The sequence below is a fragment of the Frateuria sp. GZRe14 genome, from assembly GCF_051900395.1.
Taxonomy (GTDB): domain Bacteria; phylum Pseudomonadota; class Gammaproteobacteria; order Xanthomonadales; family Rhodanobacteraceae; genus Frateuria_A; species Frateuria_A edaphi.
In genome coordinates, this window is record NZ_JBHZGJ010000001.1 from 2,416,683 (window position 1) to 2,439,794 (window position 23,112).

Annotated in this window: 15 protein-coding genes and 1 tRNA gene; 6 read left to right on the top strand and 10 right to left on the bottom strand. The window is 66.2% G+C overall.

Annotated features, from left to right (window positions below; all coding sequences use genetic code 11):
- The first annotated feature begins 25 nt into the window (after window positions 1-25).
- The gene (locus tag ACFWZ1_RS11070; RefSeq protein WP_231320633.1) at window positions 26-1,243 is read left to right on the top strand and encodes an efflux RND transporter periplasmic adaptor subunit; all 1,218 of its coding nucleotides are present in this window, start codon (window positions 26-28) and stop codon (window positions 1,241-1,243) included.
- Between the two features lie 14 nt (window positions 1,244-1,257).
- Complete coding sequence (locus ACFWZ1_RS11075; protein ID WP_231320635.1) at window positions 1,258-4,437, top strand: multidrug efflux RND transporter permease subunit; 3,180 nt, start codon at window positions 1,258-1,260, stop codon at window positions 4,435-4,437.
- A 221-nt stretch (window positions 4,438-4,658) separates the two neighbouring features.
- Here the strand turns inward: ACFWZ1_RS11075 and ACFWZ1_RS11080 are convergent, their stop codons facing one another.
- A complete protein-coding gene (locus ACFWZ1_RS11080) occupies window positions 4,659-5,819 on the bottom strand; it encodes an acyl-CoA dehydrogenase family protein (RefSeq protein WP_231320636.1) in 1,161 nt (386 codons plus the stop codon).
- A 135-nt stretch (window positions 5,820-5,954) separates the two neighbouring features.
- On the opposite strand from ACFWZ1_RS11080, the gene ACFWZ1_RS11085 reads away from it, so the two are divergent.
- The 3 genes from ACFWZ1_RS11085 to metH all read left to right on the top strand — a co-directional run bounded on the left by ACFWZ1_RS11085 (window position 5,955) and on the right by metH (window position 10,907).
- A complete protein-coding gene (locus tag ACFWZ1_RS11085) occupies window positions 5,955-6,881 on the top strand; it encodes an ArsR/SmtB family transcription factor (RefSeq protein WP_231320637.1) in 927 nt (308 codons plus the stop codon).
- Between the two features lie 83 nt (window positions 6,882-6,964).
- On the top strand, window positions 6,965-8,044 hold the full coding sequence (locus ACFWZ1_RS11090) for a homocysteine S-methyltransferase family protein (RefSeq protein ID WP_439666450.1): 1,080 nt from the start codon (window positions 6,965-6,967) through the stop codon (window positions 8,042-8,044).
- A gap of 163 nt (window positions 8,045-8,207) precedes the next feature.
- Window positions 8,208-10,907 carry a methionine synthase gene (gene metH, locus ACFWZ1_RS11095; RefSeq protein ID WP_439666451.1) on the top strand — a complete coding sequence of 900 codons (2,700 nt, stop codon included), beginning with the start codon at window positions 8,208-8,210 and terminating at the stop codon, window positions 10,905-10,907.
- A 156-nt stretch (window positions 10,908-11,063) separates the two neighbouring features.
- Here metH and ACFWZ1_RS11100 read toward each other — a convergent pair whose 3' ends face one another.
- A complete protein-coding gene (locus tag ACFWZ1_RS11100) occupies window positions 11,064-11,387 on the bottom strand; it encodes a lipid-A-disaccharide synthase N-terminal domain-containing protein (protein WP_231320640.1) in 324 nt (107 codons plus the stop codon).
- Between the two features lie 105 nt (window positions 11,388-11,492).
- On the opposite strand from ACFWZ1_RS11100, the gene ACFWZ1_RS11105 reads away from it, so the two are divergent.
- A tRNA-Val gene (locus ACFWZ1_RS11105) sits at window positions 11,493-11,567 on the top strand.
- Window positions 11,568-11,624: 57 nt separating this feature from the next.
- Here the strand turns inward: ACFWZ1_RS11105 and ACFWZ1_RS11110 are convergent.
- From ACFWZ1_RS11110 to ACFWZ1_RS11145, 8 genes are all read right to left on the bottom strand, one after another.
- The gene (locus ACFWZ1_RS11110; protein ID WP_231320641.1) at window positions 11,625-12,212 is read right to left on the bottom strand and encodes a GspH/FimT family pseudopilin; all 588 of its coding nucleotides are present in this window, start codon (window positions 12,210-12,212) and stop codon (window positions 11,625-11,627) included.
- Window positions 12,209-12,661, bottom strand: a complete 453-nt coding sequence (locus ACFWZ1_RS11115; protein WP_231320643.1) for a DUF4124 domain-containing protein — start codon at window positions 12,659-12,661, stop codon at window positions 12,209-12,211. Before ACFWZ1_RS11115 ends, ACFWZ1_RS11110 begins: the two co-directional genes overlap by 4 nt.
- Window positions 12,646-13,062, bottom strand: a complete 417-nt coding sequence (locus tag ACFWZ1_RS11120; RefSeq protein WP_231320645.1) for a type IV pilin protein — start codon at window positions 13,060-13,062, stop codon at window positions 12,646-12,648. The genes ACFWZ1_RS11115 and ACFWZ1_RS11120 overlap by 16 nt, the downstream gene beginning before the upstream one ends.
- Window positions 13,063-13,072: 10 nt before the next feature.
- The gene (locus ACFWZ1_RS11125; RefSeq protein WP_231320646.1) at window positions 13,073-18,670 is read right to left on the bottom strand and encodes a pilus assembly protein; all 5,598 of its coding nucleotides are present in this window, start codon (window positions 18,668-18,670) and stop codon (window positions 13,073-13,075) included.
- 19 nt (window positions 18,671-18,689) lie between these two features.
- On the bottom strand, window positions 18,690-19,355 hold the full coding sequence (locus tag ACFWZ1_RS11130; RefSeq protein ID WP_231320648.1) for a PilX N-terminal domain-containing pilus assembly protein: 666 nt from the start codon (window positions 19,353-19,355) through the stop codon (window positions 18,690-18,692).
- Between the two features lie 8 nt (window positions 19,356-19,363).
- Complete coding sequence (locus tag ACFWZ1_RS11135) at window positions 19,364-20,446, bottom strand: PilW family protein (protein WP_231320650.1); 1,083 nt, start codon at window positions 20,444-20,446, stop codon at window positions 19,364-19,366.
- Between the two features lie 11 nt (window positions 20,447-20,457).
- Window positions 20,458-20,958 (bottom strand): type IV pilus modification protein PilV, encoded by a 501-nt coding sequence (gene pilV, locus ACFWZ1_RS11140; RefSeq protein WP_231320652.1) that lies wholly within the window; start codon window positions 20,956-20,958, stop codon window positions 20,458-20,460.
- A gap of 128 nt (window positions 20,959-21,086) precedes the next feature.
- The gene (locus ACFWZ1_RS11145; RefSeq protein ID WP_439666452.1) at window positions 21,087-23,006 is read right to left on the bottom strand and encodes a diguanylate cyclase; all 1,920 of its coding nucleotides are present in this window, start codon (window positions 23,004-23,006) and stop codon (window positions 21,087-21,089) included.
- Window positions 23,007-23,112: the final 106 nt, after the last annotated feature.

The following is a 23,112-nucleotide window of genomic DNA, read 5'->3' on the forward strand; positions in this document are numbered from 1 at the left end:
CACGCCTCATAAGAATGGAGTTCCCATGAAGTCCACGACAACGCGCACCCTGGCCCTGTGCCTCGGCATGCTCGCCCTCGCCGCCTGCGGCGGGAAGGACCAGCCGCAGGGGCAACAGCAGATGCCGCCGCCGCAGGTGGGTGTGATCACCCTCAAGGCGCAGACCGTGCCGCTGACCAAGGACCTGGTCGGACGCCTCTCTCCGTTCCGCAGCGCCGACGTGCGCGCCCGCGTGCCCGGCGTGCTGCTCAAGCGCACCTACGACGAAGGCACCGACGTCGAGAAGGGCCAGTTGCTGTTCCAGATCGACCCGGCTCCGCTGAAGGCCACGCTGGGTGCGGCCCAGGCGAGCCTGGCGCAGGCGCAGGCCAGCTACACCAACGCGAAGGTCAACGCCAGCCGCGCGCGTGAGCTCGCGCCCAAGGGCTATGTCTCCAAGTCCGACCTGGACAACGCATTGGCGACCGAGCGCAGCGCAGCAGCCGCCGTGCAGCAGGCACGCGCCTCGGTGCAATCGGCGCAGATCAACCTGGGCTACGCCGATGTGCGCTCGCCGATCGACGGCCGCGCCGGCCAGCAGCAGGTCACCGAGGGCGCGCTGGTCGGCCAGGGCGAAGCCACGCTGCTGACCACCGTGGAGCAGATCGATCCGCTGTACGTGAACTTCAACATGAGCGTGTCCGAGCTCGAACAGCTGCGCCAGGCGCAGGGCCAGGGCAACGTCTCGCTGGCCGTCGCCGGCAAGAGCGGCCAGGACGCCAGCGTGCGCGTCAGCCTCCCCGACGGCACCGCCTACGCGCAGCCGGGCGCGGTCGACTTCTCTTCCACCTCGGTGGACCCGGCGACCGGCGCGGTGACGCTGCGCGCGCGCATCCCCAATCCCGAGCACGCCCTGCTGCCCGGCATGTACGTCACGATCGAAGCGTCGCTCGGCCAGCGCCACAACGTGTTCGTGGTGCCACAGGCGGCGGTGCTGCGTGACACCGTCGGTGCCTACGTCTTCGTGGTCGGCCCCGATGGCAAGGTCGCGCGCCACGACGTCACCACCGCCTCCATGCAGGAGGGCAACTGGGTTGTCACCAGCGGCCTGAAGGCCGGCGAGAAGGTGATCGTCTCGGGGGTGCAGAACGTCAAGGAAGGCGCCCCGGCCAACCCCTCCCCGTGGCAGCCGCCGGCCCCGGCCGGCCAGGCTCCGGCGGCCGCGAAGGCGCCGGCCGCCGCCGCGACCGCGCGCGGCAAGTAACGGAGCCTTACGTCATGCCGAGTTTCTTCATCGACCGCCCGATCTTTGCCTGGGTGGTGGCCATCCTGATCTCGCTGGGCGGCGTGCTGGCCATCCTCAACCTGGGCGTGGAGTCCTACCCCAACATCGCGCCACCTTCGGTGACGGTCAGTGCGTCCTATCCGGGCGCCAGTGCAGAGACCACCGAGAAGGCGGTCACCCAGGTCATCGAACAGCAGCTGACGGGCATCGACCATCTGCTGTACTTCAGTTCCTCGTCCAGCGCCAGCGGCCGCGCCAGCATCACGCTGACCTTCGAGAGCGGCACCGACCCGGACATTGCCCAGGTGCAGGTGCAGAACAAGGTCTCGCTGGCCACGCCGCGCCTGCCCTCGGAAGTAACGCAACAGGGCGTGGTGGTGGCCAAGGCCAACGCCGGCTTCCTGATGGTAGTGGCGCTGAAGTCCGAGAACCCCAGCATCGATCGCGACCGCCTGAGCGACATCGTCGGCTCGCAGGTGCTCGACCAGATCGCGCGCGTGCCGGGCGTGGGCAGCACCAACCAGTTCGGCTCCGAGTACGCCATGCGTATCTGGCTCAACCCGGACAAGCTGCATGGCTACGACCTCTCGGCCACCGAAGTGCTGAACGCGATCCGCGCGCAGAACGTGCAGTTCGCCGCCGGCTCGATCGGCGCCGATCCGGCGTTGCCTGGCCAGGGCTTCACCGCGACGGTGTCGACCGAAGGCCGCTTCACCACGCCCGAGCAGTTCGCCGGCATCATCCTGCGCGCCAATCCTGACGGCACCACGGTCAAGCTGGGCGACGTGGCCCGGATCAGCTTCGGCCCCGGCAACTACGGCTTCAACACCACGGTGGACGGCAAGCCGATCGGCGCTTTCGCGATCCAACTGCTGCCCGGCGCCAACGCGCTCAACGTGGCCACCGCCGTGCGCGGCAAGATGGACGAGCTGGCGCCCAGCTTTCCGCCGGGCGTGACCTGGTTCAGCCCGTACGACAGCACCACCTTCGTGAAGATCTCCATCGACGAAGTGGTGCACACGCTGATCGAGGCGATCATCCTCGTCTTCCTGGTGATGCTGCTGTTCCTGCAGAACATCCGCGCCACCATCATCCCGACGCTGGTGATCCCGGTCGCGCTGCTGGGCACGTTCCTGGGCATGCTGGTGCTGGGCTTCACCATCAACCAGCTGACCCTGTTCGGCATGGTGCTGGCCATCGGCATCGTGGTCGACGACGCGATCGTGGTGATCGAGAACGTCGAACGCATCATGACCGAGGAGAACCTGTCGCCGAAGGAGGCCACGCGCAAGGCGATGGGCCAGATCACCGGCGCAGTGGTGGCGATCACCGTGGTGCTGACCGCGGTGTTCGTGCCCTCGGCGCTGCAGCCGGGTGCCTCGGGCATCATCTACAAGCAGTTCGCGCTGACCATTGCGGTGTCGATGGGTTTCTCGGCCTTCCTGGCGCTTTCCTTCACGCCGGCGCTGTGCGCGAGCTTCCTCAAGCCCGAGCACCACAAGAAGAAGAACGTCGTCTTCCGCAAGTTCAACCAGTTCTTCGACTGGACCACGCGCACCTACACCGGCCACGTCGGCGGCGCCGTGCGGCACGCGCCGCGCTGGATGTTCGTGTTCGTGCTGGTCGCGGTGCTGGCCGGCTTCCTGTACACCCGCCTGCCCGGCAGCTTCCTGCCCGAGGAGGACCAGGGTTACGCGATGTCGATCATCCAGCTGCCGCCGGGAGCGACCCGCCAGCGCACCGAAGAGGTGATGGCCGACATGCTGAAGGTCCTGAAAAAGGATCCCGCGGTCGACACCGTACTGCAGGTCGCCGGCTTCAGCTTCATCGGTTCCGGCGAGAACGCCGGCATGGCCTTCATCAAGCTCAAGGACTGGGCCGAGCGTGACGTCACCGCCGCGGAATTCATCCAGCGGGCGAACATGTCGTTGTTCCAGATCCACGATGCACGCATCTTCGTGGTCAACATCCCGACGGTGCAGGGCCTGGGCCAGTTCGGCGGCTTCGACATGTACCTGCAGGATCGCAGCGGCGCGGGGCGCGAAGCGCTAACGCAGGCGCGCAACACGCTGCTGGGCAAGGCCAGCCAGGATCCGGTGCTGACCGGCGTGCGCCCCAATGCGCTTGAAGACGCGCCGCAGTTGCACCTGGACGTGGACCGCGTGCAGGCACAGTCGATGGGCCTGTCGGTGGGCGACATCTACAACGCGGTTGGCCTGATGCTGGCGCCGGTGTACGTCAACGACTTCACCTACGGCGGGCGCGTCAAGCGCGTGATCATGCAGGCCGACGCGGCCTATCGCATGAGCCCGGACGCGCTGCAGCACTTCTTCACCCCGAGCAGTACGCAGGCCACGGCCGCGGGCACGCCGGAGATGATCCCGCTGTCGAACGTGGTGCACGCCGACTGGCAGATGGGCTCGCCCTCGCTGAACCGCTACAACGGTTACGCCGCGGTCGAGATCGTCGGCTCGCCGACGCCAGGGCATGCGTCGGGCGAGGCGATGACCGAGATGGAGAAGATCGTCACCAACGACCTGCCGCAGGGTTACGGCTTCGACTGGACCGGCCAGTCCTACCAGGAAATCCTTTCCGGCAACGCCGCCACGCTGCTGATGGTGCTGTCGATCGTGATCGTGTTCCTGGCGTTGGCGGCGCTCTACGAGAGCTGGTCGATCCCGGTCTCGGTGCTGCTGGTGCTGCCGCTGGGCCTCCTGGGCGCGGTGGTGTTCACGCTGTTGCGCGGGCTGCCCAACGACATCTACTTCAAGGTGGGCCTGATCACGGTGATCGGCCTGGCGGCGAAGAACGCGATCCTGATCGTGGAGTTCGCGGTCGAGCAGCAAGCGCACGGCCGCACGTTGCGCGAGGGCGTGATCGAGGCGGCACGCCTGCGACTGCGCCCGATCCTGATGACCTCGCTGGCTTTCATCCTGGGTGTGTTCCCGCTGTTCATCTCCAGCGGCGCCGGCGCGAACGCACGGCATGCGATCGGCACCGGCGTAGTCGGCGGCATGCTGTTCGCCACGTTCCTGGGTGTTCTGCTGATCCCGGTGTTTTACGTGGTGGTGCGTCGCCTGCTTGGCGACACGCTCGATGGCGACGGTCCCGCGCAGCCGGGGATCGGCCACGGGCCGCATACATTCGATTCCGATCCACGTCGCGGGCATTAGCCGCCCGCTCCCTCTCCCCTCTCCGGGGAGAGGGTCGGGATGGGGGGCCGGGGCTCGCCTCGGGCCAAGACGAAAAAGCCCGGGCAATGCCCGGGCTTTTTTTGGCTAGACGAAACGGCTGGTTTGCAGGGGGCAACCCTTACGAAGGGTATCTCTGTCGACTTCCCCGCGAGGCCCGCCCTCACCCCAGCCATCTCCCCACTGGAGACGGAGCAGAACGCTCAGCGCAGGCCGGTTTCGTTGCGGGCGATCACGATGCGCTGGATCTCGCTGGTGCCCTCGTAGATCTCGGTGATCTTGGCGTCGCGGAAGTAGCGCTCCAGCGGCATCTCCTTCGAGTAGCCCATGCCACCGTGGATCTGCACCGCCTGGTGGCTGATCCACATCGCCGCTTCCGAAGCGGTGAGCTTGGCGATCGCCGCCTCGGTGCCGAAGCGCCCGCCGTTCTTCTCCGTCTCGCCCTTGGCCCACGCCGCGCGCAGGGTAAGCAGCGTGGCCGCGTCCAGCTTGCACTTCATGTCGGCGATCTTGGCCTGGGTCATCTGGAACGTGCCGATCGGCGCGCCGAATGCCTTGCGGTCGCGCGACCACTGCAGCGTGGCCTCGTACGCGGCACGGGCAATGCCCACCGCCTGCGAGGCGATGCCGATGCGGCCGGCGTCCAGCACGCCCATCGCAATGGCGAAACCCTTGCCTTCCTCGCCCAGCAGGTTTTCCTTCGGGCACACGTAATCGTTGAATTCGATCTCGCAGGTCGCCGAGGCGCGGATGCCGAGCTTGGGCTCGGTCTTGCCGGCGTGGAAGCCCGGCCGCTTGGTGTCGATGATGAACGCCGACACGCCCTTGGCGCCGATCCCCGGCGTGGTGATCGCGAACAGCACGATGTAGCGCGCCACAGGACCGGACGTGATCCAGCTCTTCTTGCCGTTGATCACCCAGTCGCCATCGGCGTTCCTGGTCGCACGCGTGTGCATGGCCGAGGCATCCGAACCGGACTGCGGCTCGGTCAGCGCGTAGGCGCCGATCGCCTCGCCGGAGGCGATGGCGCGCACGAAGGTCTGCTTCTGTTCCTCGCTGCCGTGCTTGAGGATGCCGTTGCAGAACAGCGAGTTGTTGACCGACATGATGGTCGAGGTGGCCGCATCGGCCGCGGCGATCTCGATCATCGCCAGCACGTAGGCGATCGGGTCCATGCCCGCGCCGCCATATTCGGTCGGCACTTCGATGCCCATCAGGCCAAGCTGGCCCATTTCCTGGATGTTCTGCAGCGGGAACTCACCCTTGGCATCCAGCTCGGCGGCCACCGGCGCGATGCGCTTCTGCGCGAAATCGCGGGCGATCGACTGGATCGAGAGCTGGTCTTCGGTGAAACGGAAATCCATGGGGCGGCTCCAAGGCTTGGCGAAGCCCGCTAGTTTAACCGACCCTCATGCGCGCCCGTAGGGTGGGGTCACGCTTGACGCCCACGCCACCGCCGCCTAGCCTATCCATCTTCGCATCGCGATGAAAGGATGAAAATGGATCTGGCGACCGCCTCCGGCGTCCTGCGCCTGCTGGCCGATCCCACCCGCGTGCGGCTGCTGGCATTGCTGGAGCGCGAGGAACTGACCGTGGCCGAGCTGGCGCAGGTGCTGCACCTGGCCCAGCCGCGCGTGTCCACGCACCTGGCCAAACTCAAGGAAGCCGAGCTGGTGCGCGATCGCCGCGCCGGCGTGTCGGCCTACTACCGCGCCAATAACGAGGGCGACTCGCACCAGCACGCCCTGCTCCACTCGCTGCGCGAGAGCATCGACGATGCCCTGTTGCGCGAGGACGCCGCCCGCCTGCCATCCGTGCTGGCCAATCGCGCCCGTGCGGAAGGCTGGGCCGATACCGTCGCCGGCGACATGGAACGCCACTACTCGCCCGGCCGCACCTGGGAAACCCTTGCCCGCTCGCTGCTGCAGCTGCTGGAAACCGGCGACGTACTGGACATTGCCTCGGGCGACGGCATCACCGCCGAGTTGCTGGCCCCGCACGCGCGCTCGATCGTCTGCGTGGATTCGAGCGACCGCGTGGTTGCCGCCGCCGCACAACGTCTGAAGGCCTTTTCGAACGTGGAAGTGCGCGAGGGCGACATGCACGCGCTGGACCTGGGCAAGCGTCGCTTCGACCTGGTGCTGATGCTGCACGCACTGACCTATGCCGAACGCCCGTCACAGGCCGTGGCCGAGGCGGCGCGCCTGCTCCGCAGCGGTGGCCGTTTGCTGGCGGTGACGTTGGGCAAGCACGACCATCGCACTGCGGTCGAGCCGTTCGACCACCGCAACCTCGGCTTCACGAGCGAGGAGCTGTCGGGTCTGGCCACCGACGCCGGCCTGAGCGTGTCCAGCTGCGTGCGCCTGAGCCGGGAGCGCAAGGCGCCGCACTTCGAAGTGATCAGCCTGCTGGCGCGCAAGCCGTAATCGATCCTTCCCCCGCGCGCGGGGGAAGGTGCCCAAGGGCGAATGAGGGGCCCGCCTCATGCCCGCACAGCCGAGAAAACACCATGTCCACCCTGCCCTGGCTCCATCCCGATCGCGTCGCCCAACTCGAACGGGCGCTGCGCGAGCGCATCCTGATCCTCGACGGCGCCATGGGCACCATGTTGCAGGGCCATGCGCTGGACGAGTCCGGCTTCCGCGGCGAGCGCTTCGCGCATGGGCATGACGACCAGCACAACCACTCGCACCGCGGCAGCTGCGACCTCAAGGGCAACAACGACCTGCTCTCGCTTACCCGCCCGGAGTTGATCCGTGGCGTGCACGAGGCCTATCTCGATGCCGGCGCGGACCTGCTCGAGACCAACACGTTCAATTCCACCCGCATCAGCCAGGCCGATTACCACCTCGAGCACCTCGCCTACGAATTGAACCTCGAAGGCGCACGGCTGGCGCGCGCCGCCTGCGATGCCTGGACCCTGAAAACGCCGGACCGGCCCCGCTTCGTCATCGGCGTGCTCGGGCCGACCAGCCGTACCGCGTCGCTCTCGCCGGACGTCAACGACCCGGGCTTCCGCAACGTCACCTTCGAGGAGCTTGCGGCCAATTACCGCGAATCCGCCGCCGGCCTGATCGACGGTGGCGCCGACGTCGTGATGGTGGAAACCATCTTCGACACGCTCAACGCCAAGGCTGCGCTGTTCGCCCTGTCCGAGCTCTTCATCGAACGCGGTGCGCGCGTGCCGATCATGGTCTCCGGCACCATCACCGACCGCTCCGGCCGCACGCTCTCGGGCCAGACCGCCGAGGCTTTCTACTATTCGATCGCCCACGCCCGCCCCCTCGCCGTGGGCCTGAACTGCGCGCTCGGCGCCGCCGACCTGCGCCCGCACGTGCAGACCCTGGCCGACATCGCCGACTGCTACGTCAGCACCCATCCCAACGCCGGCCTGCCCAACGCCTTCGCCGAATACGACGAGACGCCCGCGCAGATGGCCAGCGTCGTCGCCGGGTTCGCGCGCGACGGCCTGCTCAACCTGGTCGGCGGCTGCTGCGGCACCACGCCGGCGCACATCGCGGCGATCGCCGAGGCGGTGCGTGACTGTGCGCCGCGCCGGTTGCCTGGTGCCGTGCAGGAGGCGGCATGAGCACCGCCTACCAGTTCCCTCTCCCCCGCGGGGAGACGGTTGGGGTGAGGTGCCGCTCCGGCGAAAAACCTGCATCCAGGTCCGCTCTTTTGCAGTTCCCCGCAAGCCCCGCCCCCTCCCATCGATCCTCTCCCCAAGGCGGAGAGGAGGCCAAAGCAAACGCATGACCACCATCCGCCACACCCGTCTCTCCGGCCTCGAACCGCTGGTCATCACCCCCGACCTGCTCTTCGTCAACGTCGGCGAGCGCACCAACGTCACCGGCTCGGCGCAGTTCAAGAAGCTGATCAAGGAAGACCGTTACGAAGAAGCAGTGGAAGTCGCGCGCCAGCAGGTGGCCAACGGCGCGCAGATCATCGACGTCAACATGGACGAGGGCCTGATCGATTCGGAGGCGGCGATGGTGCGCTTCCTCAACCTGATCGCCGCCGAGCCCGACATCGCCCGCGTGCCGGTGATGGTCGACTCCTCCAAGTGGAGCGTGATCGAGGCCGGCCTGCGCTGTCTGCAGGGCAAGGGCATCGTCAACTCGATCTCGATGAAGGAGGGAGAGGAAGCGTTCCTGGAGCAGGCTCGCAAGGTGCGCCAGTACGGTGCGGCCGCAGTGGTCATGGCTTTCGACGAGGAAGGCCAGGCCGACACCGCCGAGCGCAAGGTGGCCATCTGCGCGCGCGCGTACCAACTGCTCACCGGGCAGCTCGACTTTCCTCCCGAAGACATCATTTTCGATCCCAACATCTTCGCCATCGCCACCGGCATCGAGGAGCACAACAACTATGCGGTGGACTTCATCGAGGCCACCCGCGAGCTGAAGAGGCGCTTTCCGGCCAGTCACGTTTCCGGCGGCGTTTCCAACGTGTCGTTCTCCTTCCGGGGCAACGATACGGTGCGCGAAGCGATCCACTCGGTGTTCCTGTACCACGCGATCAAGGCCGGCATGGACATGGGCATCGTCAACGCCGGCGCGCTGGCGATCTACGACGATCTCGATCCGGTATTGCGCGAGCGCGTGGAAGACGTCGTGCTCAATCGCCGCGCCGATGCCACCGAACGATTGCTGGACGTCGCCGACAACTACAAGAAGAAAAAAGGCGAGGCCGTCGTCGAGAACCTCGCCTGGCGCGACAGGCCCGTGCGCGAACGGCTCAGCCACGCACTCGTCCACGGCATCGACCAGTTCGTGGTGGAAGACACCGAGGAGGCGCGCCAGCAATGCACGCGCCCGCTCGATGTCATCGAGGGTCCGCTGATGGACGGCATGAACGTGGTCGGCGACCTCTTCGGCGCCGGCAAGATGTTCCTGCCGCAGGTGGTCAAGTCCGCCCGCGTGATGAAGAAGGCGGTGGCCTACCTGCTGCCCTACATCGAGGAGGAAAAGGCGCGCACCGGCGACACCGGCAAGAACAACGGCAAGATCGTGATGGCCACGGTCAAGGGCGACGTGCACGACATCGGCAAGAACATCGTCGGTGTGGTGCTCCGCTGCAACAACTTCGACGTGATCGACCTGGGCGTGATGGTGCCCGCGCAGAAGATCCTGGAAACCGCCATTGCCGAAAAGGCCGACATGATCGGCCTATCGGGCCTGATCACCCCTTCGCTGGAGGAGATGGGCCACGTCGCCCGCGAGATGCAGCGCCAGGGCTTCACCGTGCCCTTGCTGATCGGCGGCGCCACCACCTCGCGCGCGCATACCGCGCTGAAGATAGAGCCGCATTACAAGGCGCCGACCGTGTGGGTGAAGGACGCCTCGCGCGCGGTGGGCGTGGCGCAATCGCTGGTGAGCAAGGAACTGGTGGACAGCTTCATGGCCAAGGTCCGCGCCGAGTACGCCGAGGTGCGCGAGCGCCATCGCCATCGCGGGCCCGGCAAGCAGCTGGTGCCACTGGATAAGGCCCGCGCGCAGCGCTTCACCTGCGACTGGGCCGCCTATGACCCGCCGCAACCGGCCAGGCCCGGCCTCACCGTGTTCGACGATTACGACTTGGCCGAACTGCGCGACTACATCGACTGGACGCCGTTCTTCCAGGCGTGGGAACTCGCCGGTCACTACCCGGCGATCCTCACCGACGAGGTAGTCGGCCCGCAGGCGACCGAGCTGTTCAACGACGCGCAGAAGATGCTCGACCGCGTCGTCGCGGAGAAGTGGCTGACCGCCCGCGCCGTCATCGGCTTCTGGCCTGCCGCCAGCGTAGGTGACGACATCGAACTTCGCCCGTCTCCGACGGGAGAGATCGGCCAGTCGGTCATGCTGCACCACTTGCGCCAGCAGGCGGACAAACCCGTCGAACGCCCGAACCTCTGCCTGTCCGATTTCATCGCCCCTGGCACGTATGGCAAGCGCGACTGGATCGGCGGCTTCGCCGTCACCGCGGGGCTCGGCATCGAGCCACACCTGCAACGCTTCCATGCCGAACACGACGACTATTCCTCGATCATCCTCAAAGCCCTGGCCGACCGCCTCGCGGAAGCGTTCGCCGAGCGCATGCACGAGCGCGTGCGCCGCGAGTTCTGGGGCTACGCGTGCGATGAATCACTGGACAACCAGGCTCTGATCGCCGAGAAGTACCAGGGCATCCGACCGGCGCCGGGTTACCCCGCCTGCCCCGACCACACCGAGAAGACCACCCTGTTCCGCCTGCTCGACGCCCAGGCCAACGCCGGCATCGAACTCACCGAGGGCTTCTCGATGTACCCGGCCGCGGCCGTCTCGGGCTGGTATTTCTCCCATCCGGGCAGCCAGTACTTCGTGGTAGGCCGCCTGACCCGCGAACAGATCGAGGATTACGCCAGTCGCAAGGGTTGGAGCCGCGCCGAAGCCGAACGCTGGCTCGCCCCCAACCTCGACTACGATCCCGATTAGGCCTTTGCAGGCGCGTTTTGGGCGCGACCGCGGTGTCCCGGCGAACGGCCGCGCATGGCGGTCGCACACAGGGTGGGTGCTACCGGGACCCGGTCCAGGGTGCAGGCCTACCGCGCCGATGGGACCCGTGCGCGATGAGGCGCGGAGCCCGGTACGTCAGGTTCCTTCCGCGATTCCGTGCCTGCGCTGGCGCAAGTGCACCACCAGGTTGTAGACCGAGACGAACACGGGGAAGAAATTGGAAAGAATGCCCACCGAGTCGTTCTTGCCGACCGTGAAGTAGGCAAGCAGCAGCGCACTCCCGAATACCGACAGCCACCAGAACGCCAGGGGCATCACCACCCGCTTGTACTTGCGCGTGTAATACAGCTGCACGAACCAGCGGCTGGTGAACATGAAGGTGCCGACGAAACCGACCAGCTTCCATGGCGTCAGTTGGAAATGCTGCAACGCGTGCAGGATGGGAGCGAAAAGGTCCATGGGATCGGCGCCTGCCTGAAAGGCGGCATTCTAACCAACGCCGCCTTGGTTCGACGTGGCCATTGACCACACCTGCAAGCCCCCGTATAGTTGCGCGCTCTCGGCGGGCGATTAGCTCAGCGGTAGAGCACTGCCTTCACACGGCAGGTGTCGCAAGTTCGATCCTTGCATCGCCCACCACGCATAAAAAAACCCGGCCTCGCGCCGGGTTTTTCTTTAGGTGCTCCCGAACACCTGTCAGCCGCCGCAACTGCCCCCGACGGCGATCGGACGGATCGTGGCCCGGCCTGACGAAGACAACAGCAGTTCAGAGCCGGGCACGGCCTGCGTGCTCTCTCCGACGGTGTCGTCTCCGGACTTGGAGCAGATCAGGAAATGCAGTGGCTGATCGCCCACCACCGACCCTTGCTGGTTGAAACCGACGTCGTCTACCGCCGCGCCGGTGTCGTCGACCAGGAGGATGCTGATGCCTGACTGGGCCTGCGTGACGCGTTGCACCTCGTCCGCCGCGCTGAACGTGGCGGTCGGCCCCGGTGCGGTCTCGCGATAGACCACCCATCCCCCCTCGAACGCGTTGGAGCCGGTGCAGGCGGTGCCGTCCGTGCTGCCGCAGATTTCCGTGACCACCCGCCGCGTGATGGCGTCGTTGCGGGCGTACTGCAGGTCGGCCAGGATCGCATTGGACTGCGACGTGACCGCATTGCGCCGCGCGAAGCTGCGAAAGTTGGGCAGCGCGATGCTCGTCAGGATGGCGAGCACGACGATGGCGACCATCAGCTCGATCAGGCTGAAGCCGCGTGCCGCCCTGGATGCCTGCATGCTCATGGTTTGCTCCCCGCACCGCAGAACTGTGAAATTCGCTGCCGGGCGCGCAGCTTGGCTTGCCCACGCTGTTCGGCGTCAAGCTTGGTGGCCGCGTCCGGACTGCCACCGCTTACCACCATGCGGTTCTGTTCCAGCAGTTTCAGGTCATTGCGGGCGGCTTCGCACGAGTGCTGGCGGTAGGCCGCCTGCGCCTTTTCAAGCTCTGCCGAAGGCTCGGTAGGCACGTCCGGCGGCGGCGGTGCCGGGGCAGCCTGGCTGCCCTCCTGTCCCTCGAGCACAAGCGCTTTGGCCTTGTGGCCCGGCGGCGGCGAGGCGCTGAAGTGGACCGTGCCGCTGGCGTCGGTCCACTTGTAGTAGGTGCCGTCCTGCGCCACGGCGGCGAGGCACAGCGACGCGGCCACACAGCCGATCAGAAGCCTGGCGCGAACCATGCTCAGCGTCCCCAGCATGCCGGGTCGTTGGCGGTGGTACCGGTCGACCCCTGTCGCCCCGCCTGGTCCAGCGTGAACGTCTGGCACTGCGCGTCGTCCCTCTTCTGCGTTCCGGTGGCACTGGCCACGATCTTGAAGGTCGTGCTCGAGGTACTGGCTGGGTCGACTTCCACCGTGTAGTAGGTGCCCGCGATGGAACTGTTGGCACCCAGTTGGGTCAGGTCGTCGGTATACGCGTTGTTGCTGTACAGGTAACGCTCCTGCCTGGCGGCCAGGTCGGTCACCGCACGTTGCGCGTCGACGCGGTGGGAACGCACCGCGTACCTGCGGTAGGACGGAACCGCGATGGACGCCAGGATCGCGATGATGACCAGCACGATCATCATCTCCATCAGCGTAAAACCCTGCTGCCTGCGCATGCGGCGCTCCTTATTTGTCCAGCGGTTCATGCCAGGATACCTCGCTGCTGAGCACCGACTTGAGGGTGGTGATCTCCTTGCAGATGATCGCGCCCGTGGACGTCTGTACGCAGGCGGTCAACTTACTCTTACCGGTGCCTTCGCCTACGTGCAGGCTCGGCGGCGCCGGCAGGCCCGGCCCCAGGTCGGTGGACTTGTTCACTGCATCCTTCCCACCACTGGGTGTGGTGCCGAAGAACTGTTCCGTCGGGCTTGCCGTACCACTCTTGTAGTTGAGGCCATAGAGCGCGCCGCGGCCCACGTCGGTACAGGTGTCCGTGCCCGGGAAGAACGTGGTGGTGAGCAACACGCCGCCGAGAAGGCCCTGTGCGCTGACCACACGCTCGGCCGGCGTCTTGTCGGTGGTGGTGGTCGGCGCGGTCAGCTCCTGGTACCAGCCCAGGCGATTGACCGAATCGAAGCTGCCCAACAGCTTGTCGAACGTGTCGATGTTGGTGCCGCTGTCGTCGGTTGCGCCGCTCACCGAGTCGTCGGTGAACACCTTGATGCCGGTGACATCCAGCAGGTCGGACATCGCCAACGGCAAGTTGTCGCACAAACCGCTGGTCTTGCCGCTATCGCACTGCCGGTCACTGGCAGACAGCAATGACGTGTCGATGAGTCCCACGATTTTCTGCTGCGCAGTCGAGGCCAGATCGGTCTTGGTGTAGGCACGCCCGGTGCCGAAGAACACCATGGGCGCGCCGCGGTCGTTTCGGCCTACCGTCGGGCGGACGGTGATCGGCAGGTCCAGGTCCGAAATGACTCGCTGCGGCATCCAGTTGTCCGGGTCCGGATCGGGTTTGCCGTCACTAATGAAGCTCAGCTTCCATAGCGAACCGCCGAAGTCGTTGGCCCCCTGGTCCTGCACGCTGCCGAAGTAGAGCCCTTCCGAACGGCCGTCCAGGTTGTAGTCCGAGGCGATCAGGTCGCCCGCGAAACTCTTGACGCCCGGGGTCGGTTCGGCAGTCGTCGCGCCGATGGTGGCCAGGTCGAAGGTCTTTGCCGGCGTGGACGAACGCATTGTGGACGTCAGGTCTTCCAGGTCGTAGGCACGGATCTTCAGAGACGTGGTCGCCACGGCGTTGCCGCCCTCGGTTTTGCCCACGCCGCCGTTGTCCGTCGTGCCCGAACCGGTGAAGAGGAAGAACTTGTTCGGGCTGCCGGAGGTGTTGTCGCGGAAGATCGCTGCCGCGGGGATCGACGAGGTGTACGTGTCGACCACCTTGGTGATGTCCGCACACGACGGCACGGCAGCACTCGTACCGCACTTGAGGTCGGTACCCGAGAGCGTGGTATTGGTCAGCTCGGCCAACAACACTGGCGCCTTCTCCGGGTTGGTCACGTCCAGCACGACGTAGGCAGAGAAAGAGTTCTGCGTGGCCGTGGTGCTGTCGGTCGCGGTATTGACCGAGATCGGACCGCCACCGAAGCGGAACGGCACGATCAGGATGGTGCCCCAGCCGTCCGGATGGTCGGTGTCGTCGGCAAACACCTTCACGTCCTGGGCGATCGGGCTGCCGTCGACGTAGAAGTTGTGCTTGTAGTCGGGGTCGGCCAGCCAGCGCAGGTGCGGCAGCAGGTTGCCCGGCACATAGGCCCACAGCTCGCCGCCCAGTGGATCGGCCGTCACCGTCTGGGTGGTGTCGGTCGGGGTCAGCTGCAGCTTCTGCTCCTTCGCGTTGTAGAAGCCGCCGTTGAAGGCGTGCAGCATGCCGTCATTGGCGCCTACGTACACCACCTGGCGGCGGCTGCGGTAGTGGTCGCGGAACGTGCCGTAGCTGGTATCGCCGTACAGCAGGTCGAACGCCTCGGACGGGGTACCCACCACCACCGGCGTCGAGTCCACGATGTCACCCAAACGCAGGGTGCGCAGCGTGCCGTCGTTGTTGTAGTCGACCGTGCGCGAGCGCCACAGCGCGGTGCCCTGACTGTCCTTGTCGGCCACTTCGTAACCGCGGATCCAGGCCACGATGCGCTTGGCCACCGAAGGGTCGGCCGTGTTGAGGTAGCGGAAATTGCCGGTGCTGGTCGTGGTCGTGGTGCCACCGGATTTGCTGGTGCTCTGACTGCCGTAGAAACCGCTGCCCGCGCTGGTGCCGCTGAACACGAACGGCTGCTGCTCGTTGGCATCGACCACGCCGTCGTGATCGGCGTCGATCCAGGTGAAGATGTAGCGCCCGCCGCTGGTCAACCCGGTGTAGCTGCGGTTGCTGCTGGTGAGGTCGGTGGTGTTCACGCCGGTGTTGAACCCGGTGGCCCACAGCTGCTCCTGCGCGCTCCAGACGGTCCTCAACTCATCGAGTCCGTGATCGGTGATGGTGGCCTTGGTCTTGTCGAAGATCGTCACCGGCGAGCCGTCGGCGCTACCGGGCATGATTTCCCGGTGGAACTTGGTCTGCCCGTCGTTGGGGTCGTAGTAGAACTCGATCACCGGGTCGACGTCGTAGCCATCGAGCGTGGCCACGCCGCTGGAGAGACCGTTGCCGTTCTCGCGGAGCCGGCCGAAGCTGTCGGTCCACAGGCCGTTGAGCGTGCCGTTCCAGTCGGCTGCGCGCTCGTTGGCGTCCTTGCGCTCGGCCTGGTAGAGCGCCTGGTAGACCAGGCCCACGCCCTTGGCGCTGTTGGCCACCACCGCCGCGGCCGTACCGGAGCCGGCGCGCTTGAGGATGGCGTCGAACGTGCGCGACAGGCGATCGGAAAGCTGTGCCGGGTTGCGCACCAGGAAGTAGTTGTCGGGAATGCCGTCCTGTCCGGCCGCGCCCGTGTCGTTGACGATGGCGTCCCATTCAGCCGAATCGGCACGGTCGGGCTTGTTGTCGGCGTTCTGGTCGGCGAAGCCGCCGTACTTGGCCGCGAAGAACAGCGGGTTCTCCAACGGAAGCTGTTCGGCCGGACCGGTGCTGTACTTCTCCACGGAAGGCTGCGTCCAACTGCGCGCACCGCCGTAATCGCCGAACAGCAGGCTGCCATTGGTATTGCCCGGACGCAGCACGGTGAACTTCACGCCGCTCACGTCCTGATTGCCGCTGTTGAAGGCGCCGGCGGTCGTGTAGCCAACCTGCAACGCGTTGCCTGCATAGGCCGACAGCGACTCAGTACGGACCAGGATCTGGCTTTCCTGGGTCGACTTGACGTTGTTGCAGGCGTTCGACGTGGTCCCTTCGCAGATGTCGGCCGTGCCGTCCTTGTTGCCGTCGTAGCTGCAGCCGCTGCCCTTGCAGAAGGTCAGCATCTCGACCACGTCATTATCGTGGTCGTTACCCCACTGGGAATCTTCCCAGGTGATGGTGAAGCTGCCGCTGATCGGTTCGCCATTGGCGTCGAGTGTGTACGGCAGGCCAAACACGTGACAGGGCGCGCTGGAACCGCCGCAGCTACCTGCGTTCTTGGGTGACTGGTTGCTCACTACTCTGAGCCAATCGCTCTGCGAGAGCGTGGTCGAGGTCCGGGTACCGATCGTCAGGTTGCCCAGGTAGCAGCTGCGCCAGCCGTTGGCACTGTTGAGGCTGGCCGAACCGTCGTTGTTCGCTTGGCAGGCCGGCGTGATGGTGATCAGGTCGGTCGTGCTGGCACTGGCGCGCACGCTGATCTGGAAGGTCGGCAGGGTTTCGGCCAGCGCGATCGCGTAGGTCTGCACCTTGGTCTTGCCGGGTTTGGACGGACGAAGGTCCGGGCGCATGTCGTTGGTCCAGGCCTCGTAGGCCAGACCAGCGAGTTGATAGCCGCCCTCCAGCGAAGGGATGTCCGGGCAGATGCCGAAGGTGGTCGAAAGATCGGCGATGAATTTCGGCGTGCAGACGTCCTGGTAGGTCGTGGACGTAAGCGCGCCCACGCGGCCGACCAGGTACTTGGGCGGTTTGCCGCTCAGCGCACCGGAAAGATCCTCGTTGATGCCCACGTCGGTAGTGGCCGCGTTCGCCTGCTTGGGCAGGCCCTCGACCGTGGGAATCTGGTCACTGTCGAACGAGTTCAGACCCGTGGAGATCAGCACGATGCTGCAGTTGGCGCAGTAGGCGTTGCCGCCCTGGCTGGGGTCGCGGTAGGGATCGAGCCAGCTCGCCCGCGGCAGGCCGGTGATGATGCTCGCATCACTGACGTTGAACGTACTGGTCGCGGACTTGCCCTTGATGTAGCGCAGGGCTTCGGCATACATCTCGGCGAGCGGGTTGCCCGAATCCTTGCAGTTGTATGCCGTGGTGTTGCCGCTGGCGCCATCCGGATCGAGCAGGTGGCCGTTGGCACCCTTCACGTCGCGCTGCAGGATGCCGTAGGTGTTGCAGTCGGAGTAGACGTCGTTGGACGGATCCCACGAGGTGAGGCGGAAGCGCCGGAGCGTATTGATGATGCCTTCGTTGCCGTCCGCCTGGTTGCAGAACTGTCCCGTCTGCAGGTTGATCTCGTCGACCTTGCCGGCAGTGTTGGAGCACGCGGTACCGGGCACGTTGCCGGCCAGCAGGCCGATGTTCCGGCGCAGCATGCCGCCCGCACGGGGCGCGCTGTAGGTGCCGGTGATCAGGCCGAAGCGCATCTCGCCATTCTGACCGTAGCGCTGCAGCAGCCCGTAGGGCTTGTAGTGGGTTGCCGTGGTGCCGTCGCTCTTGGTTTCGACGTACGCCTTGCAGAAGCTTTCGCGCACCGCGCTGCTGCTGGGATCGCAGACTTCCACGCGCACGGTGTAGACGTAGTTGCCCAGGCCGTCGCTGGTCTTGGAGGGCGAATCGGACTTGTTGATGTCCGCGCCGCTCTGGGTGATGTCCTCGCGCCAGCGGCACTGCTCACGGGCGGTCGAGGCCCACTCCGAATACGCGCCCTTGGCCACGCGCAACTGCGGCGCGCCGGTGAGGGTCGGCGTCACGTTGCACATCGACAGGCCGTTGCTGCTGGTGTCCGAGGTAGTGAACGGCGTGAACGAATTGACGTCGGTACCCAGGTATACCTTCGACCAGGCGTGCAGGTCGCTGGGGATGTAGGCGCGTTCCAGCACCGTCCTGTCGGCATCGTCGGTGGACCGGTTGCCGCCGTACAGCACGTAGCGCAACACGTCGATACGGCTCATCGCGGCCCAGTTCAGGAAGTTGCCGCTCCAGGTCTTGCCGTCGCACTCGTGCGCCTTGCCGTTGCCATTGGCATCCGTGGCCGCCGCGGAGGCCTTGAACTGGCCGCTGCCGTACCCGTAGCAGAGGTTGGGATCGAAGTAACCGGAGTAATCGAACTTGTCCTGGTAGGTGATATCGACCACGCCGTCGTTGTTCAGGTCGGTGTAGTCGGTATAGGCCTTGATGTAGAGCTGCTCGTCGCGCGACATCACCAGCATCACCAGCGGCGGGACGGCGCCGACGTTGAGCAGCGGGTAAGCGGTGTAGTTGTCGGCGTTTGACTTGTCGCCGTTGCTGGTGGTCGAAATCGGCGCGTCCAGCCCTACCGGCGTGGAAGTGGTGCCGCCACCGCTGCCGCTTCCGCCTGAGCCGCTGCCCGCGCGCGCCACCGGCACGACGCTGATGCCCGCCGTCAGCGTGATGAGGAACAGCGCCGCGATCGTGCGCAAGGATGCGTGGAGGGTTCGCATGGGATGTTTCCCTATTGCTTCAGTTGCGGATCGATTGGCGGTACTGGGCCATGGTGACGGCACGGCCGTCCCCCGGCACGGTGCCAACGCTCATCACTTCGAAATACATGCTGCCGCCACCGGCCGCGGCGCCACCGCCGATACCGCGGTAGCCGGCCGCCTGGGCGCCGCCGGAGCCTTCGGCGAGCACCGTGCCGTCGGGCACGATCGAGACCGTGGCGGTGATGTCGCGCGAACACCCGGTGCTGGTCACGTCGCACATCGACAGGATCGCGTCCGGGTGCCAGGTGTTGGTGTCGTAGCGGTTCTCGGCATCGAGCCCGCCGCAGCCCGGCTCCAGGTTGCCGTAGAACAGATCCACGTCGCCGGCGCAGTTCTTCTGCAGGCCGTTCTTGAAGACAGTCAGCATCTGGTTGGCCAGCTGGAAGTCGAAGTCATCGTCCGGCAACGTGCCGCCGAGCTGCTCGGGCCAGCCTCGCTGGAAGACATGCTCGTCGAACACGGAGATCGGGACGGAGCGCAGCGTCTCCGAAGCCTCGAACGCCTGCTGATGGCGGGCCACGTTGGTCACCAGGCGCATTTCCATCAAAGTGCCGCGCATGGCGATGACCGCCACCAGCGAGAGCACCACCAGAAAGACGAGGCCGACGAAGAGCGCGATGCCGCGCTGGCGGGAGCGGGTCATGTGCATGTTCATCGGGAAGCCACCAGCATGCGGGTGCGGTTGCGCAGCTGCACCACCTGGGTCAGCGGCGTACGGGCGAATTGCCAGGGCTTGGTCCCGGCCACCGAGAAACTCGCGCAGCCGGTCGTCGTGGTCGAGCCATCGTCGACCTTGTAGGTGCAATTGCCCACACGGAACGTGCCGGTGTGCGGCATCGACATGTCGCGCTGCTGCGATACGGCCACCAGGCCCACGTCGACCGTGATGACCCGCGACCATTCGTCGGCCGCCACGGTGCTGGCGTCCTCGTAGGCCGTGGGCACGATCTGGCTCATGTCGGTGCCGGTAATGCCGTAGCGGAACTGCAACTGCTCGATCCCTTCCACCAGCGGCTCCTCGGTGAGGTTGCCAGTGCTGTCCAGGCGCATGCGCATCAGCGTCGGGATAGGGTTGCCATCGTCATCGCCTGCGTCGCAGTGGGACGTATCGGTACCGCCGTCGGGATCGCTGCAGGGGCGCAAGTAGTACATGTCCAGGCGGTAGGGATAGACGTAGCGGCCGATCGCGGATGCCGGCGGAGTGGTCGGCACGCTGTCGCTGCCCACGAACAGCGCGGCCTGCTGGCCGATGGCCGATACCAGGTACACCTGCTTGGGCTCGGCCGAGATCGTCGAACTGGCAGCCGGGTCCATGCCGTCGGCGTCGACGTAGCGCGTGACCAGCACGTCCGAACCCTTGACGTAGTCCTTGTCGTCCACGCAACCGGCGATCGGGAAAGTCGCGCCGCCATCGTAGCCATAGACACCCTGCCGGGTGTTCAGGATCCAATCCTTCTTGCAATCGCCGCGCGGCGTCACCGAAGGACTGCCGGTGACCACGCTGCCGGGGTTGCCGCCCCAGAAATCCGCCATGCGCAGCGACCAGCCGATGCGGTCGGAGGCGAAGCGCATGTTCTGCTGCAGGATGTTGGTGCCCTGCTGCAACTGGTAGGACTTGCGGTTGGCCAGCAGCACCTGGATCAGGCCGGCGACCACGATCAGGCCGAGCACCATGGCGATCATCATTTCCACCAGCGAGAAACCGGCGGATCGGCGGGAACGGTTCGACCGCATGCGTGGAGTCCTCATGGCAGCATGCTGAAGCTGAAGGTGCCGTTGTCGGCGGCAGTCAGTTGCTTGTCACCGTTGAGATCCAGGCCATTCCAGGACACGGTGACAGTGAAGGTGCCGAGTTTGGCGTCGCGGGTCACCGTGGCGGCCGGCGCGCCCTGGGCTCCGATCGTGCTGCTCTTGAGCCGGGCCAGCCATTCCTTCAGATCGGTCTTGGCCTGCTCGCACGGCTGGTTGCTGGCACAGGCCGCCGGATCCGGCGCGACAGAACCGTCGTAGAGGTAATAGCTACTGCTGCCGTCGGCCGGATCGACGCCTTGCGGGTTGGCGCGCATGGCGTCGGCCAGGCTGCGCGCCTGGATGATCGCGTTGGTACGCGAACTCGATTCCTTGGTGAACTGGGCGCCCTTGGTCTGCAGCAGTGCCAAGCCAAGCATGCCGATGCCGAACACGACGATCGCGACCATTACCTCGACCAGCGACACGCCGCGCTGGCTGCGCGCGTAACGATTCATTCCAGCCCCCTTCCGGATCACGCCGATCCCAGCATAGGCGACCGTGCATCAGCCGCCAGACCCCGGCGGACGAAAGGCAGGTTTTTCCCGACGAGCGGCATCCGGCCCCTGGGCGGATGCGGCCTGCGTCACACCATCTGGGCCCGGCTGCCGACCTCCACGCGATTACGCCCGGCATCCTTGGCGCGATACATCGCGTTGTCGGCGCGCCGAACCAGTTCGGCAAGGTCGTCGACGTCATGGTCGGCCACGGCCGCGCCGACGCTGGCGGTGATCTGCAGTCCGGGGGCCAGATTGGCCAGCGGCAGCGACTCGACTTTCCGGCGCAGGCGCTCGGCGATCTGCAGGGCGACTTCCGGGGTGGTGTCTGGCAGCACCACCAGGAATTCCTCGCCACCCAGCCGGCCGATCATGTCGAAGCGGCGCAGCGCCTGCTTGCAGGCCTGCGCGACGCGCACCAGCACCTGGTCGCCGACCGCGTGCCCGAAGGCATCGTTGACGCCCTTGAAGTGATCCACGTCCAGCACCAGCACGCACAACGACTCGCCGTTGGCCCCGGCATGGGCGAGCGCCTGCCGGGCCAGTTGTTCGATGTGCCGGCGATTCGCGATCCCGGTGAGCGGATCGGTCATCGCCAACCGGTGCAGCTTGCGCGAGCGCCGGAACTGGCGCGCCGCGAGCCACAACAGCAACACGATCAACACGCCGCCGAGCACCAGCGCCAGGCGCTGCCAGTGCCGCACCCGTTCGAGCGACTCCAGTTGCTGCTCCTTCAATGCACGATCCGCCGCCAGACGGCGGTTTTCCTGCTCGCGCTGGGCGGTCTGGAACTGGTAGTTCATCAGCGTGGCGTTGTCCGAGTGCGCCTTGCGGTCCAGCGCTTCGTGCACCGTGACCAGCCGGCGCAGGTCCGCCACCGCGAGATCCAGATGGTCGAGCGCCTGGTAGCTGCGCGCGCGCGCATCGAGCAACTCGGCCAGGTAGCGCAGGTTGCCGCTTTCCTGCAGCAGCTTTTCGGCCTGGTTGTATTCGTCGATAGCCTCGGCCTGCTTGCCCAGCCCCGCGTGCGCCTCGGCGGTCTGCAGGAGGATCATGTCGCGGTTGGAACGGTCGCCCATGCGGGCGAACCCCGGCTTGGCCAGGGCGAGCTCTTTCAGCGCCTCCTGATAACGACCTTGCAGATTGTCGACCTGCGCCAGCCCCAGGTGGATGCTCGCGCCCCGCGAGCGGCTGTCGACCGCGTGCGCCAATGCCAGCGCCTTGCGCAGGTGCCGCTCGGCCGCCGGCTGGTTGCCGGCTTCGCTTTCGAGGAAGCCCAGCTCCATGTGCGCAGCGAGTTGCTGCGCGCGATCGTGTCGCTGTTCGCCCAGCACAAGCAGCTTGTCCAGGTACCCGCGCGCCTGCGTCTCCTCGCCCAACCGGCGATAGGCCACGGCGATGTTGAACAGGTTGTCCTCGCTCTCGACCGGCGCACCGCTGGTCGCGTAGAACTTCTGCGCCTCGAGAAAATCCACCAGCGCCAGGGCATGTTCGCCGAGCAGCGATTGCACGCTGCCGCGCCAGGTCAGCCCATCGGCAACCAGCCGCTGGTCTTCGTGCTGGCGCGCCAGCGTGATGCCGGCGTCGTAGTCGGCCAGCGCATCGCGTGGCGTGGTCAGCGCTTCCTGGTTGGCGCCGCGGCAGAAGTGGAAGTTGACTTCGGCCTCGACGTAGCCGAGGCGACGGGCATCCTCGATGCCCTTGTCCGCGTACGCGATGGCCTGTTCGGGTGAGGTGTCCAGCCCGAGGATGCAATACATGTAGCGGTAGCGAAGCTCGCGCCGTGCATCGCCCGCCGGCACCAGGCTTTTCATGTGCTCCAGCGCTTCGAGCACGCCCGCCTGGGTGTCGGGCGAGATTTCGCCGCGCTCCAGCCGGCCGGCGTACTGGTCGAACGCTGCTGCCTGGTCGGGCGGCACCGCCGCAAACGCCCTCCCCAGGAAAAGGCAGAGGATCAATATCGACACTGCCCGCAGCAGCGGCTTTGCTCTGGCAGTGGCTATGGGCAAGGCTGAGGAATCCGTTGGGCGCCCTTTCCCTGGCGAGCTCTAGGCGGTATGCCTCCTCTTGTAACGGCAGGAGACCCGGAGACTGTAGTGGGCGGCGTCCCCTCCA